The sequence below is a fragment of the Microbacterium profundi genome (assembly GCF_000763375.1).
GTDB classification, from domain to species: domain Bacteria; phylum Actinomycetota; class Actinomycetes; order Actinomycetales; family Microbacteriaceae; genus Microbacterium; species Microbacterium profundi.
In genome coordinates this window covers 243887-262758 of record NZ_JPSY01000002.1, presented here as the reverse complement: position 1 = coordinate 262758, position 18872 = coordinate 243887, and the positions used below count along the sequence as shown (strand labels likewise).

Below are 18872 nucleotides of genomic sequence, written 5' to 3'. Positions count from 1 at the left end.
CGGGCGGCGTCGCGTGAGTTCCGGGCGGGTGGTGATCGGCGGGTCGTCCGGCTTCATGGGACAGCACCTGCAGCAGAAGTATCGCGCTGAGGGGCGAGAACTCGTCACGGTCTCGCGCTCCGGCGCCGACCTGCGCTGGGACGATCGGGCCGGAATCGAGCAGGCCGTCGACGGTGCAGCCCTCGTGATCGGGCTCGCCGGCAAGAGCGTGAACTGCCGCTACACCCCGGAGAACCGGGCGGAGATCTTCCGTTCGCGTCTCGACACCACGGCAACGCTCAGCTCTGCGATCAGAGCTGCCGCCGACCCGCCACCCGTATGGGCGAACTCCTCGACCGCGACGATCTACCGTCACGCTGAGGACCGACCCATGACAGAGGACGGCGGAGAGACGGGCACCGGGTTCTCAGTGGAGGTCGCAAAGGCGTGGGAGGACGCACTCTTCGCCGAGGAGCTTCGTGGCACTCGACGAGTGGCACTGCGCAGCACCATCGTGCTCGGCGACGGCGGCGTGCTCGGGCCACTGAGGAATCTCGCCAGAATCGGTCTGGGCGGCGCCCAGCACGACGGGTGGTGGCCGGCGTCGAAAGCTCGACGAGCCGCCGGGACCGCGCATCTGCCCGGTGCGAAGCACGGTCGACAGAGGTTCAGTTGGGTGCATCTCGACGACATCGGCCGGATCATCGACTTCATCGAGGATCATCCCGAGTTGGAAGGGCCGGTCAATGCGGCGGCCCCGCATCCAGTGGACAACACCACATTCATGGCGACGGTTCGACGGGTTCTCGGCGTGCGGATCGGCCCGCCGATGCCCCGGTGGATGCTGGAGCTGGGCGCCATCGGCATCCGAACCGAGACCGAGCTGATCCTGAAGAGCCGGTGGGTGCTTCCCGAGAAGCTCACGGACGCCGGGTTCGAGTTCACCTATCCGACGCTCGAACCAGCAGTGCGGGCGTCCTTCGGCTGATCAGCTCCCGCGGATGTCGCGGAGCGCTTCCCCGAGTTCTGGATGAGCGAACTCGTATCCAGCGTCTGAGAGCACACCCGGCTCGACCCAGCGACTCTTCAGGATGAGCTCGGGCTCTGTACGCAGCACCCACATCGCCGGCTCGAGCATGAATCGCCACGCCGGCAGACCGAACGGCATGCCGACGGTGCGCCGCAGCGCGGCCATGAGTTCGCGGTTCTCGACCGCACCGGGCGCCGCCATGTTGACCGGCCCGTCGATCTCAGGATGGTCGAGGAGGAACCGGATCGCGCCGACGAAGTCGTCGATGTGGATCCAACTGAACCGCTGACGTCCATGAGAGCGGATGCCGGACTGCCGATGCTCGGTCGGATGCGGGCCGATTCCGCGGTATCGGCGATGCGGGAACCACCATCCGTCGTGCTGCGGGCCGCCGATCCCGAACCGTGCGAGATGGAAGAGCACGTCGCCGACAGGGCCTTCGCCGAGCACGATCGTGGTGCGCAGCGCGATGCGGCGTGTCCCTGGCAGATCACCGCGGAAGAGCTCGGCCTCCCAGTTGCGTCCGACATCGGGCGAGAATCCGGTGTCGAAGTCGGTGTCCTTCTCGGTCTGCGGACGATCGAGGGCGTAGCGGTACAGGGTCGCCGTGCTCGCGTTCATCCACACGAGCGGCGGATGCTCGGCACGGGCGATCGCCTCGTTCAGCGCGCGGGTGGTGTCCACCCGGGAGCGTAGGATCTCGTCACGGTTCGCGTCGGTGTAACGGGTGTTCACCGACTTTCCGGCGAGCCCGATCACGAGCTCCGCGCCATCGACGAGACGCACGATGCCATCGGGGTCATCCCACCGCGCATCGGGGCCGTTGCGACCGATCACCCGCACGTCGTATCCGTCGTCGGTGAGAGCGCGAGCGAGTGCGCTGCCGAGCGCACCGCTTCCCCCGCCGAGGACGGCGCGCCGTGCGCCGGTCACGCCGTGTCCGGTTCGCCGTGCTCGCGCTTGCGCGCCTCGATCTGCTGACGCAGTTCCCACTCCGCGATCTCTCGGTCGAGGTCGGCGATCTGCTGTTCCGTCGTGCGGGCCTCTGTCGGCGGCGTCCAGGTCTGCGTTGCAGGTGGCGTCTGCGTCATCGGTGCGGCAGTGCGTCGCGGCATCCGCGGCATCGATATGCCGCCGCCGGCATATTCGCGGCCGAGACCGAACCAGAGTGCGCTGCCGATCAGCGGCAGCAGGATGACGATGATGACCCAGACCATCTTCGGCAGGTGCTTCACCTGCGAATCGTCGCGCGTGATGACGTCGATCAGCGCGAAGATCATCAGTGCGATGACGAGGATCGAGATGAACGGCATGCTTTCACCCTAGCCGCCGCTCGTAGAATGGCGCCATGGATTTTCGCACCACGCCCGGCCCCGTGACCCTGACCGGACGACTGGTCGAACTGCAGCCGTTGGACCGCTCGCACCGCGACGGTCTCATCGAAGCCGTGCAGGAGAACGACCTGTGGCAGACGGCGTGGTACACGTCCGTCCCCGCCCCTGACGGCGTCGCCGCCGAGATCGATCGCAGGCTCGCACTCGCCGAGAAGGGCGAGATGGTGCCGTTCACCGCCTTCGACGCATCCGGTCGTGTGATCGGGATGACGACGTACTACGACCTGGTCGCGGACGTGCCGCGACTGCACATCGGGTACACCTGGAACCGCCCGACCGCGCACGGCACCGGCACGAACGCTGAGTCGAAGCTGCTGCTGCTCACGCACGCGTTCGAGACGCTGGGCGTGTTCCGCGTGGGGTTGACCACCCAGTGGGTGAACTTCCAGTCACGTGCGGCGATCGAACGCCTCGGCGCCAAGCAGGATGGCGTGATGCGGGCGATCTCGCGCTACCGCAACGGTGCGTTGCGCGACTCCGTCGAGTTCTCCATCATCGAGCCGGAGTGGCCGGCGGTGAAGGCGAACCTCGAGGCGCGGCTGGCGAAACACGCCTGAGCGAGCTCAGCTCGTCGAAGGGCCGTCATCCCAGTTGCCCGAGCGGCGGGTGGCTCCGCTGCGGCCCGCGCGCATGATCCACGCCATCGACAGGCAGAATGCTGCGAGGCCGGCACAGAAGACGAGTGCCTGGAAATCAGGAAGGCCGTGCGAGATGCCCATCAGCACGATGCCGCCGATGAAGAGCACCAAGTAGACGATGAAGCTGATGATCACGGTTGCCTCCTGTTGTGAATGCCGTGTCCAGCCTACCGCGCCGGGGCGACGGCGCCGGATGCTGTCGCGATGAGCCCTACGGAACGAGATGCCCCGCGGCCCGGAACAGCTCGTACCACTCGGGACGGGTGAGAGCGACGTCGGATCCCTCCGCCGCAGCCTTCAGGCGCTCCGGCGTGGTGGTGCCCATCACGACCTGCATGTTCGCGGGATGCCTCGTGATCCAGGCGACCGCGATTCCGGTGGGCGTGACGCCGTGCAGATCGGCGAGCCGATCGAGAACGTCGTTCAGCTCGGCGTAGTCCGGATTGCCGACGAACGTGCCGGCACCCGCCGCGGCCTGCATCGGCGACCATGCCTGGATGGTGATCGCGTTGATGCGGCAGTACTCCAGCACTCCTCCGCCGTCACGGGTGAGGGCCTGGTCGGCCCCGCTCATGTTCGCCGCGATGCCCTGCGCGATGATCGGCGCCTGGGTCAGCGAGAGCTGGAGCTGATTGGCGACCAGCGGCTGCGTCACAGCAGTGCGCAGCAGGTCGATCTGGCGGGGCGTGTGGTTGGAGACGCCGAAGGCGCGCACTTTTCCCGACGCCTCGAGTTCGTCGAATGCGCGAGCCACTTCCTCCGGTTCGACGAGAGCATCGGGGCGATGCAGCAGGAGCACGTCGATCCGGTCGGTGTCCAGCGCACGCAGCGATCCGTCGACCTGGCGCAGGATGTGCTCGTAGGAGAAGTCGAACGTGCCGTCCTGCGGGACGATCCCGCACTTCGTCTGGATGGTGATCTCATCGCGTTCTGCCGGCGACAGCGTCAGCGCTTGGGCGAAGCGCTCCTCGCACGCGTGCATTCGACCGCCGTAGATGTCGGCATGGTCGAAGAAGTCGATCCCTGCTTCTCGGGCGGAGGCGTAGAGCTCGCGGATCTGCGCATCCTCCTTGTCCTTGATGCGCATCATTCCGGCGACGACGGCTGGGGCGGACGAGGTTCCGAACGGCACGGTCTTCATGAGCACACCGTATCGCGCCGGTCTTCGGATGTCAGCGGCGCCCGGACGGCCCGCTGGTGCTCCACAGCGCCCAGAGCACGAGGAGCGGCTGGAGGAACAGTCGGAAGAGACGCCGGCCATCGGTGTCGAGCATCGGCGCCGACCGTCCGGTGCGCCACTGATGCACGTTGCCCGGGAACACGGCGACGAAGAACGCCGCCACCGCCCAGCCGACGCGCGTGCGCTCCTTGGGAAGCGCGACAAGTGCTCCCGCAAGTGCGAGTTCCACGACTCCTGACGCGACCACGATCGCGTCTTTGTCGAGGCGCAGCAGTCGGGTCGCCCAATCGGGCACGGTGATGCGGAAGCCGCGCCTGCCCCAGGTGAGGTGCCCGACGCCGGTCGTCGTGAGGACTGCGGCGAGGATCCAACGTGCGACGCTGCGCGCGTTGATCAGTCGATTGCTGCTCACGCGGAGTCCTCGTCTGCCCATTTCAAGGAGCCTACGCGCTGCGCGCCCGTGCCGGCGCGATCCCGGGTTCTAGTTCGAGGTGCAACGTGGTGTGGCTTGGCTTGAGCATAGTTCGTTGAAGATCTCGGCGGGGGTTGCCCAGCCGAGGACTCGGCGGGGTCGGTTGTTGATCTCGGTGACGATCTCGTCGAGGTCTGTTTGGGTGAGGTCTTCGAAGCTGGTGCCTTTCGGGAGGTATTTGCGGATGCGGCCGTTGAAGTGCTCGTTCGTGCCCCGCTGCCATGCCGAGTACGGGTCGGCGAAGTAGGTCGGGATGGCGAGGGCGTCGGGGAGTTGGTAGTGGAACGCGAACTCGGACCCATTGTCCGCCGTCACGGAGCGGACGGCGTGGGCGGGTAGCGGCGAGTACACGCTCAGCTGCGCGTCGATGGTGGGCGCGGCGGCGATGGCGGGGATCTTCACGGCCTGCAGGTACCGGGCGCGGCGTTCCACGGTGGTGTGCAGCCCACCGGTGCCGCGCAGACCGAGGACGCTGTCGGATTCCCAGTGCCCGAACTCGATACGGTCCTCGACCAGGGCGGGGCGCTCGTGGATCGAGGTGCGCCACTTGATCCGCTCGGAATGCACCCGCCGGCCCTGTCGGCGGCGGCGCTTGCGCTGCCCGCGAGGCAGGTACTGCCAGAGCTGTCGGTGCTTCTGCTCGGGGGCGTAGATCCATGCGTAGAGCGTCTCGACTCCGACGCGCATCCGTGCATCGTCGGGGAACTCGAGCGGCAGCCGCCCGGAGATCTCCGCCGGGGTCCACCCGCGCCGAAGTGCGGAGATCACCCAATCCACGAGCTGGTCGTGGAGCATCCGGTACGGCTGGTGCGAACGCGCCGTGCGGGTATCGGCGTGCAGCTGCGCCTGCCCGCCCAGATATAGCCGCTCGTGCGGGCCGCGGGTATCGAGTCGGTTGCGCAGGTACGGGCGCAGGTTCGCGTGATCATGTTCGGGCTGCCACGATCCGCGGCGGCGTTCCCGGCTGATGGTGGAGCGGTGCACGCCGATCTGGCGGGCGATCTCCGCCAGGCTGGTGCCCTTCTCGAGCAGCCGCTCGATCTCGATCCGGTCTTCAAGAGTCAGATGACGGTAATGTGCGGTCAAGGAAGCGCAACCCTTCAGGCCGTGAGTGTGAATAACCACAACCTACGAGGTGTTGCGCTTCCGTTCAGAACTCGGGGATACGGTCGGCAGGTGCCTGAATTCCGCCGCGCCGCCGTGTCCGAGATCGATCCCGTCACCTTGTATCGCATCCTCTGGCTGCGCGTGAGCGTCTTCGTCGTCGAACAGAAAGCCGCCTATCCCGAAGTGGACGGGCGCGACATCGAGACCGGCGCTGAGCTTCTCTGGTGCGAGGAAGGCGGCGCGATCGTGGCGACCCTGCGGATCCTTCGGGATGACACGGCAATCCGGATCGGGCGCGTGGCCACCGCTGAATCGGCCCGCGGACGCGGATACGCCGCCGAACTCATGCGTGCAGCGATCGAGCGATGCCGAGACCTGGAGCCCGGCCTTCATATCCATCTCGACGCGCAGACACACCTCGAGCACTGGTACGAGCGGTTCGGGTTCGTCCGCTCCGGCAGCCCGTACGAAGAGGACGACATCCCGCACATCCCGATGACGCTCGCAGTTCGACCTCAGTGATGCCACGAAAGAGGCCCGAACCCGCGAGATTTCGCGGATCCGGGCCTCTGACCAGCTGTTTCGCCGGGGTCTCGGCTGAGTCAGCGATGTAGTTTCGTCCGCGTTCGTTCAACTCCCGCCCTTTCTTGCAGCGATGTTTCCGCGGCGCCCCACCCGCTCATCGCTGCGACCTAACTTGCAATTCGATCTCACGCCGCTCGGTCATTCTCGTCGCGCATCTCGACATCCTGGCCTGTGGATAACTGATCCAGGCCGACGCCCTGCTCTTTCGCCCACCTGCGAAGCTCGTCAGTGCACCTCCGGCAGTAGCGATCCACTCTCATGTACCGAACCTCCGACTTGTACGGTTTGTCGCAGAGACAAGTCCAGTACACAAGCCGGGGTGAGCCTGGGTGCACGTCGAAGGGCGTGAGCGATCCGTTCGCGATTGCGTGCCAGCGAGCGGCGACGTTGGGTCGGATAGTTCCGAAATCTGTTTCGCCGCGAGTGATCTGTCTTCCGGTGCACTGAGTACATCCGATACCGAGGACCGTGCGCTCGCGTGGCGAGCACGGATAGACGTGGCCCTTTTTCTTGCACACCCACAGGTAAGACGTCGGCGTCGCCGGCCAGACTTGGTCGGGCGTTATCCCCCCGTTCAACGCTAACGAGAACTCCTCTGCCACGTCCGGATTTAGGGTCTGCAGGTCGTTCACGCCGGGGACGAGCTGGCGGTGTGTACACACCGGACAGCGCCCACCCCGCCGTTGTAGGTCTTGGAGCGTGTACTTGAACGGATGGTTGTCTTTCGGACATCGCCAGGCTACGACGTCCCAGTACATCGCGAAGTGTTCGAGGTCATGGTCGGCGTTCCGCTCGTGATCCCACCATGGGAGGAACTCCGTGAACTCCAACCTCAAATTGACCCGTCGCTGGTTCGGAACCTCACAGCGTGTGCAGTGCGAATCCGCCAGGAATTTGTTAATGGGTCGCTCGAACGTGTGCCCCTCGTTGCACCGCCAAGCCGCCACCCGATCCCGGCCAGCCGTTTGCTCCCAGTATCTGAGGCCGCGCACAAGGTTGGCACCGTGGTCCCAAGACTCGAAGGCATCGGGGTGTGTGGTTGCGATGTCAGTCACTCCCGGAACTGCTTCGCGTCCAACACAAAGTCCGCACCCCATTCTTCCCGACCGATTTCGAGTGCCCAGCAGAGCACGGGATAGGTGGCCCGCTCTGCAGATCCACGTCGACAGCTCACTCTGACCTCGTTTCAGTTCCTCGAAACGTCGTCCCCGCACTTCGTACCAGAACTCGTACCGAAACCTCGAGCCGTCTTCCGGGACGATGTACAGCGGCGACTTCGCACAGTCGAAGCCGGGGAAACCCGGCGCGATGCCCGCTCGTTCCGTCGGCCATCGACGAAAGTCGATGGTTGAGAGGTCACGGTCGTGCGGAGCGACGCGAGGAGGCGGATAGTTCGTGCACGGCCCGTCGTGCCAGCCGGGCGTGGTGGCGAGCGCAACGCGGTAGAAGTCCGATCTCAAGCTGTACCGGATCCTGCGCACCAGCTCCGGCTCCCAACGCCCGCGCACAGCATCTTCGACGAGCATGGCCAGCTTCGACTCGACGGCGTCAAGATCGTTCCTCGGGTCCAAGACGTCGCCGAGCACCCTGGGGTCTTCGAGGAGTTCATACAGAACAAGGGCGGACGGATACACGATGGCGCCCCCATGATGGTCGGCGCTGAAACGCCAGTCCGACTCGAGAGCAACCTCCGGCGGCCTCAGTGTGCCATCCGCGTAGGCTTCAGTGAGGATTGCCCAAAGCGTTCGGAAGCGGAGAGCGTCGAAACGGTCGGCACGTAGCATTCTGCGGTGATGAAGCGCAGCGCGGGTAAACGAAGGCAAATCCCTGACGGATAGTTGCCTGGTCACTCCGGCATCTGGGCCTGTCCACCGCTGATGTCGCGTGCAGACGAAAGGCTCGAGGTTGTCGGCGAGACCGACTCGTTCACCTTTCGCGCACTGGATACAGAGGGATCTCTTCTCTGCGATTGGCCGCGCGCACTCGCATCCGACTCCATCGCAGAAGGCCGGACGCTCGGTGCGCTGATTGCCAAACGTGCCCTCTGCCAAGCCACCAAGGAGCTCGACGGCCCGTTCATATGAGCGCTGAGAGCAGTCGGAAAACGCCGACGCTGCGAGCGACGCGCGGTGCTTGAGTGCGACGAACTCGCAGTAGTTGGCGCGCCTCAGGCGGTCGAAGAAGCTGCCGAAGGTCTCCCCCGCGTGATACCGCGCTTTGAACGGGAGTCGCCATCTGGACGGGTCGCGCAGCAACATGAGCGTGAGCGGCGTAACCGGGGACATCGTTGTCCGTCACTCACTTGGCCATAGTGGCCAGTCCAGTTCGTCTTCCTCGTCGATGAAATCTTTTCTCGCCTGCGCAGCGGCGCCCAGCGGGATCTGCTCGAAGAGCTCTTCTGTGAACTGTTCGCCGCCGAAGCGGACAACGTCCCCTCTGTTGATGAGCATCACAGCCGCGGTCCTCAAGGTATTCGAGAGCTCGCCCATGATCCCTCCCGAGCGGTTGTACAGGTAGGGAGCGAGGCTGCGGAGCGTTCCGGGTTCATTCCCCGATAGCGGGATCCCGCCCTCGAAAAGATCCAGAGTACTCAGGAACAGGTTCCGGTCGTTCTCCGTCGCAGCAGAGAACGGAACAAGGTTGAGCATCTGTGTACGAGTGCTGAGTTGGCTACCCGAGATCCCAGTGAACAGCCCGTTCTGCTGCAGTTGAATACCCGCGAACAGAGGTGTCGCGATGACGTCCTGAACGACCTTTCTCACCATGTTCTTCGTCGACTCACGCTGCGTGGGTCCGCCTCGCGCCATGTTGTGCGCTTCGTCGAACGCGACGATCCTCGTTCCGTGCTCGTTCATCGCGGGTATGAGAACAGAGCGCAACTTGCTTTCGGTGTACCCCTGATTGAAGTCGAAGCCGAAGAAGTTCATCATTTCCTGCAGGACCCCTTTTGAGGTGGTCGGTGATGGCACCGTGATAATGACGCACGGGACCATTTCTAACTCGATAAAATCCGGCACATCTCTATAGAGACGGTTCGCTGTATAGCGGGCGAGCTCGAAGAGAATGTGGGTCTTTCCGAGGTAAGGGGATCCGCTGAGCCCAAGGCCGAGCTTGTCCAGGAGTGTTTCGCGGTTGTGAACGTTCAGCGCGCTCAGACGCTTTGCGGCTTCGGTGACGACCGGGGTCCCTACAGTCAGACCGTGATGGATGAAACGGATGCGACGCTCGTTCTCTTCAGCTCGGTGCTTCGTGCTCATCCTCTTGAACTGGGTCGGTGATAGTGGTTCCGGCTGGCGAAGCTCGAATTGCTCTCGATAGAAGTGCTCGAGTCCCTCGCGGCTCGTGAGCGGAGCCGCGACCCGGTTCTTGAACACGCTCACAGGTCGATCTCTTCATCGTGTCGCATCAGCCGAATACCTTCAGGTCCGGCGCTCATCCGCGGTGTCGGTTGCCGTGCTGGGGCGCGCTTCGAAGACGCGGCCGCCTTCCGTTTCTTCGGCTTCGGTGAAGCCGGAGTTCGATACCGGTCGAAGCGCGCGACGATCTCTTTGGTCGCAAGCACGTCGTCGCTGACGACGTCCTCGTTCTTCGCCCCGGCCCCACGGAGCAGCTCTCGTGCAAACGGTCGCTGATAGTCACCGATCCGCTTCCACGGCACCAATATCCAGTTCTTGGATCGCGGATTCATGACCCACAGGGCTGTGGGGTAATCGGGGTCCCACTTCACGAGATACTTCTGTCCGTGCTTCGCGTCGCCTGACGGCTGCCCATGGAACATCAGGAGGTCATCGGAGTCAAACACCATCTTCGCGTGGTCGATGCCGTAGTGCTGAACGATCCGAAAGTCCGACCTCAGCAGCCGAATGTAGTTCTCCGCGATGTCCGGGACTGGGAGCGATGGAGCGATAGCGGTCGCGGTCAGAAGCACCTGATTCGGCGTCAAGATCTCGTCGCGTGCCAACGAATCCCAGAGCCCGCGGCTCTGTGTGTTCGCCCAGACCGCGTCAAAGAAGTCCTGAAGGAGTTGCACCATGACGACGTGGGGAAGCAGATCAGAGTCCGGTATCGTGCCGCGGTGCTCGACGCTTCCCCCGGTGAACCCGGGCATGATCTGCAGCAGCCGCTGTTCGATGTCCTTGAGTGCCTTCTCGACCGTGGCTTTGTCCTCGGGCGAGTACGCTCGCGAGTATCGCATGCCGCACCCGAGCGCCTCGGCGACGTCGTGGGTCAGGTGAGCGATGTAAGGCAGTCCGTTGTCGACAACGAGCGTCTCGATTGCTACGAAAGGCGCCGGGTCGGTGTCGGGGTCCCATGCGGTCACAAGCGCGGCGAGACCCTCATGCTCGGAGGCGGTGGACTCCATCAACTCGGCTATGGCGCGCCCGTACGGCCTCACAGACGCGGGAAACGATGCTCGGGCGAGCATTCGAACAATCGTCTTCGCCGTTGTCGTGCGGGCGAGCGCGAATGAAAGAACTGCTGTGCTGTAGACATCGAGCAGGATCGAAAGCTCATACCGGACCCGCTGATTATCCTCGTCAAGCATGTAACAGGCGAGCTTCGTCGTGTCGGCGTGAACGAACTCTCCAGGTCTGCTCGCCCGGATGACGCCGAAACTCTCACCTCTCCTTCTGGACGCGGTCTGCCGCCCTCGCGCAGAGCTCCGCCAGTGCATTTGCTCTTTGACGATGTTCAGGTAGGCCATCTGTGTGGAGTAATGCTTGAGCTCGAAGTCTGGGTCCTCGCCCTTCACAAGCTCGCGGGCTTCGTGGAGCAGATGCTTGTCGCTGATGTCCGGTGTCTCCCAGTGTGCCTTGAGCACGACCTCCAACTTCTCGCGGAACATGGCCGGCATTCGTTCCCCTGCTTTGGGATGCCCGAGCTTTCGTCCGTCGACGAGGCTTATCAGCGACCGATCTGCACGCCATTTCGCTTCCTTGTTGTAGACGGTGCGGTCCGCGTCCACCACGATGCCTCGCCGAAGCAGGTACTCCCTGCCGTTCGCAACCCGGATCGCTTTCGGCAGTTCAGGATCGAACTCCGGATTGATCGGGTCATCTGGAAGCGCACGCGAGTCTCGTCCGGTTTCCAAAAGACACATCAGGTCGTGCCAAACGTGCGCCTTCCGCGCGTCTTCTCCGGTGATGCCGGCGTCACGCAGGGTCATCTCCGGCCTCGCGACGTACGGCACGCGCCCGACCAATTCGATGTCGTCTATGAGCTCCGAGACGAGCACGCTTCGACGACCAAAATGATTGTGCCCGCGGAGCGTCACACGTGAACCGTTCACCTCGACGACCTCGAACTCGAGCCCCTCGTAGACGACGACGTCGCCCAGTCGGATGAAGCGATACACAGGCATGCGCTATGCCTCCTGCCACTCGAGCACGCGGGCGTCCGAGAGCGGCCGGTCATGGTCGAAGGACAGCGTTCGCATCCAGAGCATGTGGTACACCCACATGCGCACCTCACGCGGCGACGCGTCAAGCATGCTGATGGCGAGGCGGAGCGTCGAGCCGCCCTCGAATACGTCGCGGAGGCTCTCAGCAGCAGCGGGATCTGGCGCGTACCGCCTGGCGTCCGAGTAAGCGTGCAGAAACTCCAGGCTCCCCCTCGTGATCTTGGAGATGCCATCGAACACCCGGTAGGTGAATCCGGCGTCACGACAGAACTCGCGAGTGAGCGCCGCCTTACGCGTGAGGCTTCCGTCGATGCGGTCATAGGGCCGCACGTCCCACACGCACTGCTCGCCGTCGTGATGGACGGATAGATCGTCAGGTACGTGGTTCAATCGCTCGCCATTTCGGATGAAGAACAGCTTGAACGGCTGAGCAAGGATTGCAGCGACCGTCTGGGAGTGGTCGAGTATGAGAAGAAGCGAGTGCTCCTCAAGCGACTCGTAGGACACATGGCGACGGGTGCTCGCGAAGAAGTACATCCCTGGACGATTCCTCTGCCAGTGATCTCGTCTCGGCTTGCTCCACTGCGCGCCGCGCACCAAGTCAACTGTTGTCAGGGCGTCGCGCGCAGTGAATCTCCGTACACCGTCAATGGGTTCGCGCACGACTAGCGAGTCCGCTCGCACATTTGCTGGCCGCAGGAGGCCATCAGTCGTCTTGGTCGTCATCATCGCCGTCCAAATTGAAGAGTGTTCCCGTCTAGGCATACTCCCACTGGTTGCCACAGACAAGACCCTGTTGAGGACAAAAAAGCCCGGCTATTATATTAGCCATTGTGCGTAAGATGATAGCCGGATCGACGATTAAGATAGACACGGCGGTGGTGGTGTTCAATGCGGCTGGCGGTCTTCCGGATACGGCGGAGCTGATTGCATGCGCTACGCGGGCTCGGGCCGACCTCATCGTGCTCTTGCGCTTCTCCACCGACGATCTGCGACCCGAGACGGTGAAGCGCTGGGTGCAGGCGTCGTCCGACCAGTTGCGCGACTCTGGCGTTCACCTCGCCAGCTTCAATTCGGATCTCGGACTCGCGCTAGGGCACCCGCTGGTCCTGACAATTGGGCTGCATCCCGTCGCGCCCCATGTATGGCTCATCGTTCGCTTGTGGACTCCACCCCATTCAACCTCGCGAGCGGTGGTGACCTTCGTGGGTCCGTCTGCGATCCAGCAAGACGGTCTTCATGGATCGCTCTGGGCGGACGAACTACTCAAACCAGAAGACGTTGCGGCGGTCCCGCCTTCTGACGTCATCGTGGCAGACCTCGAAGGCGATCTCACGAGTCCGGCGCGGAGGACACCCGGGGCGCGCTACCCGTCGACGCTTCATCCATTCCTCGGCCGCGCCGTCGTCCAGCGCGCGTTCCCTCGAGTCGTGTGGGCCGCAGCCCCGGAGGGGGCTCCGCGCTCGCCCGGCCGCGTGCGGCCGGGCGAGCGCGTGGTCGTGAGTCTTGGCGAACTTAGTTGACCCACCCCACACCTACCCGCCGTTGCCGGAAGGCGGTACGACCGGTAGCTCCTTGCCATCGCCGAGCGCGAAGCGGTTCGGTCCACACTGGAAGCAGTCCTCCTCCTTGCCAGGTTCGATCTCGACGACCTCGCCGGTGAGCGGGTGGTAGCTGACCCAGTGGTCTGCTGGGGCGCCCAGCTCGACGACACCCCCAACGGACATCAACCAGTCGTCAACGGCGCGGGACGCGGCGACCGCGTTCAGCGTGATGACGCTCGGTGCGTGTACGGCATCGTCGTCGATGTACTGCTGGCGCTTGCGCTGTTCAGGGCTGGTGGCCTCGGCGGTGAGCTTCCACGCGGGGATCAGTCCATTGCACTGCAGACAACCGCTTCCGGGGCTGCTCGCCCGCGACACCGAGAAGATGTCCGTGATCATTCCGTCCTTCGCGCTGACCTTCGAGCCGATCTGCGTGCTCGGGATCAGGTACTGGTGCGTGACGGAGTTTACGAGCCGTCGCGCGAGAGCAGAGTCGGCCGCGAGGAAGATGTGGTCGCAGTCGGTGAGCAGCGCCGCGACCTCCGGTTCCATCACCGAACTCGGAACAGCGGTTACGCGGATCGCTGACGAAGCTTCCTTCGCCACACGGGCGGCGATACTGACCTTGTGCGCTGCGAATCTGTCGCCCAGCCGACGAAGAAACCAGGGTCGGGCCGGGTGCCGAAGCCAGGCCAGTGCGTCTCGGCGACGAGCGCCCACGACACGAGGCAGGTTCGTCGGGTCGATCTTGTCTGGGTCGATCAGGATGAGCTCTCCCACGCCGAGGCGCGCGAGATACTCGGAGACCAGGGAGCCTGCCCCGCCAAGCCCGACGACGGCGACCTTGGAGCCTCCGAGAATGGCCTGCCCGCGGTCGCCGAAGATGCGCGTCTGGCGGTCGAAGTTCGGATCTGCGAGGGCCGCTACGACCGGCGCCGGGGTGAGCGTGATCTGAGGGCGACCCACCACCCGCAGGTGCGTGATGGACTCGCGCTGCCCGTCACCGAGCCAGATGTCGCCGGCGACGGCGTCAGAAGCGAACACGAGCGCCCCGACAGGTGCTCCCCCGTTAATGTCGAGCAGCGCCGGATAACCCCGCTCGTGGGATGCCATGTCGGTGTCAGAGAACGCCACCTTCTGTCGTCCGCCGTGGTTATGGACGGCCAGGTAGGCGAGGCCTTCATCAGCACATACGTCGATGTTGTCGGCGACGAACTCGGCCGTCAGCTTGCGGTAGCCGCGGTCGCCAGCAACGTAGTCGGTGCCGTCGATGGCCGGGATGATGTCTCGCACGAGCAGACGGTTGCCGCGGTCGCTCCGGGCTATGCCGCACCGGAGGACGGCGCCGTGCTCATCCCCGTCACCGGGGAACAGGTGGGAATGAAGAGCATCCCACTGTTCCCCGGTGATGGTCACTGACCATCGGCCATTCATCGCTGCTCCAGCCATCGCAGTACCTTGAGTGCCTTCGTCGCCGCGGTGTCCACCGCCGGGTTGAGGCGGTTGCTGCGGCGGGACAGCTGCATCGCCGCGATGTTGTCGGGGCCGAACGACGCGAGCGCGAAGCCTTCCCCATGAGCAGCGCCATCCGCACGGACGATGTCCGGGCGCACGAAATGCGGGTACACGTCAGCCTCCGGGTACGGGTGCGTGATCTGGAAGGCCATCCAGGAGTTGGACGGGGTGAACGCCGAGCCGAGGCCAACCTCCTCGATGGTCACCCACGCACCGCCCTGGTCGTCGCTTACATAGGTCACCGTGGTGTCGGAGAACGTGTGGCGAAGCTCATCGATGGCGTTCAGCACTTCATCGGTGACGCTCACGAGTTGTCATCCCCGTCGAGGGCACGGAACTCATCGCCGCGCTTGACGCGGATCTGCTCGTCGTCACCGACTGGCTTGAACTTCTGGCCGTTCTTGCGGGAGAGCAGGAAGTCAGCGCCGATGGTGACGCCCTGAGCAATGGCGGCATCCTTGATGGACTGGCCGGTGTGCTGGCGGCCTTCGAGCGTGACCGGCTGGCGGTTGATGGTGATGCGGATCTTGATGACGCGTGTAACGAAGCGGTCGCCCTCGGCGATGGGGACGATCTCACCGTCGCCGATGGGGTCGTCGACCTCGTCGGGAATGTCCTTCCAGACGCCGTACGTTTCCGGAATCGGAGGGATCGTCACCGCACGAAGCTGGTCCTCGGTGAGTGTGGCGGACCGGACCTGGTATGGGATCTTGTCAATGAAGATCGTGCGCGCCTGGTCGGTGAAGAACCGCATCCCGGGCGTCAGCGCAACGGTTTCCTGGTCGGCAATAGGATGGTCCTGCGCGTCAGGAAGGTCGAGCCAGATGTTGTCGGCGGGCGGGTCGGTCAGCATGCGAAGCTGAGCACCGGTGAGGCGACGCTTGGGTGTGTCGAAGGGCTTGCTGTCGATGAAGATGCGGACGGAGTCGGTCGGGGCCATGATGGCCTCCAATCTCTTGCTGTGGTGGGGACGATCCCCACGCAAGAGACATAGACGGGACAACTCGCGATCTGTCCCACGTCCTGACTACGAGCACTCCACGCACGTTGTGGAGTCGCCGAAGAACTGACTGACGTGCTTGACGAGATAGCAGGTGTCGCACGTCATCTCGGCAGGTTTCGTACACGCGCAGTGACTAGCGGGACACTTCGGTCGGCTGCAGGTGAAGCAGTAGATCCGCACTTCGAAGTTCGTTCCGCAGGTGTCGCAGTCCGCGCATTTACTCCTCGTCCGCGTTGCGGTGAAGTCTCGGGGCGGTGAGAAGCTCCTCCACGGTGCCGACTCCTCGACCATGACCACGAACAGGCGGTCTCCCGCCCAGGCTGCTTGACCGTAGAGCTGGTTCGATGAGTGACCAGTGAGGTACCAAATGCGCGCATCGTCCCGCGACCAGACGCGCGTCGAATCGGTGTCGTCGAGAGCGGCACGGATGAGAGGGTTCTCGCTCTGATTGCTGCCCCGCGCCGGTGGATACATGGATCCCCGCGCCGCGGCGAACGTGACAACCCCGGCCTCGCTCACCACCGTGACGACTCCGGAGCCTTTCAGTCGTTCCGTGAGACGCACGCTGATGGCTGCGCGCGAGGCGTTGGAGAGTTCGAACAGCTCGACGGCTGTCTGCGCCGTCGGGCCGCCGAAAGGGCGACTCGCGTCGTCGACCATGTCGTCCGGAAGCAGGATGCTCGCAGCGAACGCGTCGCAGCAGGCGTCCTCGAACCCCGTGGGGTCCGTATGTCCCACGACGCGGCGCCCCAGCTCAAGGTTCGTCTGTTGAACGTGGTGCCCGAGTTCGTGCAGCAGGGTGAACTGCTGGCGTCGTCTGGACATGGACTCGGTCACGACGAGAGTTGGCGGCGTGTCGCGGTACCCGCCCGCAACCGAGCAGTCGAGTTGCGAGTCCTTGGGCACGAACTCGGCGACGCGTTGGATTGTCAGGTCGGGGTGGTTGTCGAGAGCTTCGAACGCGTCCAGCGTGAGTTTCTCGAGGGATCCGCCGTCAGCTTCCCAGGAGGCGCGCATGGCTTCGACCTGCGCGCGTGTTCCGTCGAGGTAGCGAGGCATCAACGCTCCTCTGTCGCGACGTGGGCTTCGAGTCGTTGCCGCCAGAGCTCTCGCCCATTGCCTCGCTCGCGTGCCGCGAGTTGATAGATCGTGTAGCCGAGTCGAGTCCGTCCAAGCTCTTCATCTCCGCCAAGAGCGCACCGCCGGACGCTGTCGCGCCATCGCGGTTCCTGGAGCTCGCGGACGAGATCCTCCGGCAGAGGATCGAGCGCGGCGAGGATGACATCACGGGATGTATCAGCAGCTGAGCTAAGGGACTGGGCTTCATCGTCGGTCAGCGGTTCACGCCCCTTCAAGATGTTCATGGCGCGCGATTGCGTCACCCCCAATGCCTCGATGACAAGCCCCAGGTCGATGTCGAGCTTGCGTCCGGCAGCGACGGCCTTCGGCGCTTCCAATCGAGGAGCCCGCTCCAATGTGGCAACCGCATCGAAAAGTTCATCGACGGCTAGTGCGGCTCCAGAACCCGGAGCAGGGTCCTCAATCCTGGAGTACTGCGCGCGCCAGGAAGTGACGGCATTCAATACCGCGGGGATCAATGTTTCCAGTAAGGCATCAAGTGCAGCGTATGAGATCCATTTGCCAGCTGTCGGCCATACGCTCAGCGGGGTATGGAGGTCGTTTTGGTCGGCTTCCACTACGACGGTCGTCGAATCCGCGACTCCCGCTTCGACGCTGACCGGTAGAACGTGTGCGAGGGCACCGTCATCGTCAATTTCGTCTACAAGCACGATGGCTGCGGCGCCGGCCCAACTCGCTTGCCACAGCTGCCCCCGTGCGACCTCGCTGATCGGCGAGACGACAGGAAGCTGCGGAATCGCGAATTGAGCGGCGAGTTCGAACCAGCGCTCGGATGCGTCAGATGGCACGCGTGTCCTCCCTTTCGTCCTGGGTAGACGGGACAGAAGCCGATCTGTCCAGAATCGGCCTCATCAACGCCAACATAATCTGTCGCCCTTCGTGACCGCCGCCTGCGAGTTCTACCAGACGCCGGCGAGCATTATCCATGGCCTTGTAGACGCTGGACCGGGAACGGTTGAGCTCCTCAACCAGGCGCGGCACGTCGCCCCAGAATCGGAATATCGTCACCTCTTCATCTGTCAGCTGAGGGAAGATCGCGGAGGCGAGGCGGTCGACGTGCATCATTTCGGCGGTGACGAAAACGGAGTCCGAGTCGGGAGCGCTATTCTCCAGCATCCCGGAGTTCGATTCCACCGTCGACTCCGACGCGTCCCCCAGCTGCAGTATGAGGGGGAATCGGTTCCCACAGATGACGGTGATCTCGGCGACGTGGAGACGACCAGCGCACTCGAGCAAGCTCTGTATCAGATGCTCGAGTTCGCCGGTCTTGCCGATCCGGAGATTACCCTCTCCCCACGGATGCATCTCGATGTCCGCTGCGGCTGCGATGGCTTCCAGCTGTGAGGTGGTGAACGGGTAGCTCTCGTCGTCGCCGTCGGCGAGAAACCAGTGGTGCGCCACTCGAGACGGGTCGAACAGATCGCATCGTTCGAGCCGTTTTTCCAGGCGATTCCGCAAGGCACCGAACGGTAGCTTGCGGGACTCATCGACTAGCCACCGCGTGCCCCAGGCATAGGTGATCCGGGCAGCAGCGTCGTCGTCCTCAGCAGCCCTGATGGCGAGAACGTATCCGGTCCCCTTCTCGAGGAAGAAGCCATTCCGGAGATCCTCAACCGTCTCCCGCTCGCGAAGCGCGGAGAACTTCATCACCAGCGACTTGAACACAGCGGTCATCATCTCGAATGCAGCCTGCCCGAGTTGGCCGCTCGCGAGCAGTTCTTCTTTGATGCGTGTGGTCGCCACAGATATCCCCTCCGCGCGTCACCCAGTCGCGCACGGCCTCGCCGCAGTCTCAACCTAGACGGTGACTCACCGAAACCGCGGCACGTGGCTGGGCGATTCCCGCTGCGTTCGCGATCTCGACCGCGTAGCCGGCCGCACTGG

At 64.0% G+C, this 18872-nt stretch carries 20 protein-coding genes; 4 read left to right on the top strand and 16 right to left on the bottom strand.

What is annotated here, in order from left to right; all coding sequences use genetic code 11:
- Positions 1-13 precede the first annotated feature (13 nt).
- On the top strand, positions 14-967 hold the full coding sequence (locus JF52_RS0111805; RefSeq protein ID WP_033106772.1) for an epimerase: 954 nt from the start codon (positions 14-16) through the stop codon (positions 965-967).
- Here the strand turns inward: JF52_RS0111805 and JF52_RS0111800 are convergent, their stop codons facing one another.
- The gene (locus tag JF52_RS0111800) at positions 968-1942 is read right to left on the bottom strand and encodes an epimerase (RefSeq protein ID WP_033106771.1); all 975 of its coding nucleotides are present in this window, start codon (positions 1940-1942) and stop codon (positions 968-970) included.
- Positions 1939-2322, bottom strand: a complete 384-nt coding sequence (locus JF52_RS0111795) for a PLD nuclease N-terminal domain-containing protein (protein ID WP_033106770.1) — start codon at positions 2320-2322, stop codon at positions 1939-1941. The genes JF52_RS0111800 and JF52_RS0111795 overlap by 4 nt, the downstream gene beginning before the upstream one ends.
- Before the next feature lie 35 nt (positions 2323-2357).
- On the opposite strand from JF52_RS0111795, the gene JF52_RS0111790 reads away from it, so the two are divergent.
- Positions 2358-2960: a GNAT family N-acetyltransferase gene (locus JF52_RS0111790; RefSeq protein WP_033106769.1), complete on the top strand. Its 603-nt coding sequence runs from the start codon at positions 2358-2360 to the stop codon at positions 2958-2960.
- A gap of 6 nt (positions 2961-2966) precedes the next feature.
- Here JF52_RS0111790 and JF52_RS0111785 read toward each other — a convergent pair whose 3' ends face one another.
- From JF52_RS0111785 to JF52_RS0111770, 4 genes are all read right to left on the bottom strand, one after another.
- A complete protein-coding gene (locus JF52_RS0111785; protein WP_033106768.1) occupies positions 2967-3176 on the bottom strand; it encodes a hypothetical protein in 210 nt (69 codons plus the stop codon).
- A gap of 76 nt (positions 3177-3252) precedes the next feature.
- Positions 3253-4182: an aldo/keto reductase gene (locus JF52_RS0111780; protein WP_033106960.1), complete on the bottom strand. Its 930-nt coding sequence runs from the start codon at positions 4180-4182 to the stop codon at positions 3253-3255.
- A 31-nt stretch (positions 4183-4213) separates the two neighbouring features.
- Positions 4214-4654 (bottom strand): DoxX family protein, encoded by a 441-nt coding sequence (locus tag JF52_RS0111775; RefSeq protein ID WP_052167005.1) that lies wholly within the window; start codon positions 4652-4654, stop codon positions 4214-4216.
- A 48-nt stretch (positions 4655-4702) separates the two neighbouring features.
- On the bottom strand, positions 4703-5779 hold the full coding sequence (locus JF52_RS0111770) for an IS30 family transposase (RefSeq protein WP_033106766.1): 1077 nt from the start codon (positions 5777-5779) through the stop codon (positions 4703-4705).
- A 90-nt stretch (positions 5780-5869) separates the two neighbouring features.
- Here JF52_RS0111770 and JF52_RS0111765 point away from each other — a divergent pair, with 90 nt between their 5' ends.
- Positions 5870-6322, top strand: coding sequence for a GNAT family N-acetyltransferase (locus tag JF52_RS0111765; protein WP_033106765.1), 453 nt, complete (start codon positions 5870-5872; stop codon positions 6320-6322).
- Between the two features lie 188 nt (positions 6323-6510).
- On the opposite strand, the gene JF52_RS0111760 is transcribed toward JF52_RS0111765, so the two are convergent.
- The 4 genes from JF52_RS0111760 to JF52_RS16565 all read right to left on the bottom strand — a co-directional run bounded on the left by JF52_RS0111760 (position 6511) and on the right by JF52_RS16565 (position 12512).
- Positions 6511-8169: a zinc-ribbon domain-containing protein gene (locus JF52_RS0111760; protein WP_160175061.1), complete on the bottom strand. Its 1659-nt coding sequence runs from the start codon at positions 8167-8169 to the stop codon at positions 6511-6513.
- Positions 8170-8679: 510 nt separating this feature from the next.
- A complete protein-coding gene (locus JF52_RS0111755; protein WP_033106763.1) occupies positions 8680-9765 on the bottom strand; it encodes a TniB family NTP-binding protein in 1086 nt (361 codons plus the stop codon).
- Positions 9762-11621: a DDE-type integrase/transposase/recombinase gene (locus tag JF52_RS0111750; RefSeq protein WP_152594891.1), complete on the bottom strand. Its 1860-nt coding sequence runs from the start codon at positions 11619-11621 to the stop codon at positions 9762-9764. The genes JF52_RS0111755 and JF52_RS0111750 overlap by 4 nt, the downstream gene beginning before the upstream one ends.
- Before the next feature lie 129 nt (positions 11622-11750).
- Positions 11751-12512: a TnsA-like heteromeric transposase endonuclease subunit gene (locus JF52_RS16565; RefSeq protein WP_160175060.1), complete on the bottom strand. Its 762-nt coding sequence runs from the start codon at positions 12510-12512 to the stop codon at positions 11751-11753.
- A gap of 116 nt (positions 12513-12628) precedes the next feature.
- Between JF52_RS16565 and JF52_RS0111740 the strand changes: the two genes are divergently transcribed.
- Positions 12629-13309, top strand: a complete 681-nt coding sequence (locus JF52_RS0111740; RefSeq protein WP_152594889.1) for a hypothetical protein — start codon at positions 12629-12631, stop codon at positions 13307-13309.
- A gap of 12 nt (positions 13310-13321) precedes the next feature.
- Here JF52_RS0111740 and JF52_RS0111735 read toward each other — a convergent pair whose 3' ends face one another.
- From JF52_RS0111735 to JF52_RS0111710, 6 genes are all read right to left on the bottom strand, one after another.
- A complete protein-coding gene (locus JF52_RS0111735; protein WP_033106760.1) occupies positions 13322-14779 on the bottom strand; it encodes a ThiF family adenylyltransferase in 1458 nt (485 codons plus the stop codon).
- On the bottom strand, positions 14761-15153 hold the full coding sequence (locus tag JF52_RS0111730) for a hypothetical protein (RefSeq protein ID WP_033106759.1): 393 nt from the start codon (positions 15151-15153) through the stop codon (positions 14761-14763). The genes JF52_RS0111735 and JF52_RS0111730 overlap by 19 nt, the downstream gene beginning before the upstream one ends.
- The gene (locus JF52_RS16560) at positions 15150-15785 is read right to left on the bottom strand and encodes a multiubiquitin domain-containing protein (RefSeq protein WP_052167003.1); all 636 of its coding nucleotides are present in this window, start codon (positions 15783-15785) and stop codon (positions 15150-15152) included. Before JF52_RS16560 ends, JF52_RS0111730 begins: the two co-directional genes overlap by 4 nt.
- An 87-nt stretch (positions 15786-15872) precedes the next feature.
- Positions 15873-16907 (bottom strand): ImmA/IrrE family metallo-endopeptidase, encoded by a 1035-nt coding sequence (locus tag JF52_RS0111720; protein ID WP_033106758.1) that lies wholly within the window; start codon positions 16905-16907, stop codon positions 15873-15875.
- Entirely contained in the window at positions 16907-17776 is an 870-nt protein-coding gene (locus tag JF52_RS16990; RefSeq protein WP_084595821.1) for a hypothetical protein, read from the bottom strand. The genes JF52_RS0111720 and JF52_RS16990 overlap by 1 nt, the downstream gene beginning before the upstream one ends.
- Positions 17766-18731 (bottom strand): hypothetical protein, encoded by a 966-nt coding sequence (locus JF52_RS0111710; RefSeq protein WP_033106756.1) that lies wholly within the window; start codon positions 18729-18731, stop codon positions 17766-17768. Before JF52_RS0111710 ends, JF52_RS16990 begins: the two co-directional genes overlap by 11 nt.
- Between the last annotated feature and the right edge of the window lie 141 nt (positions 18732-18872).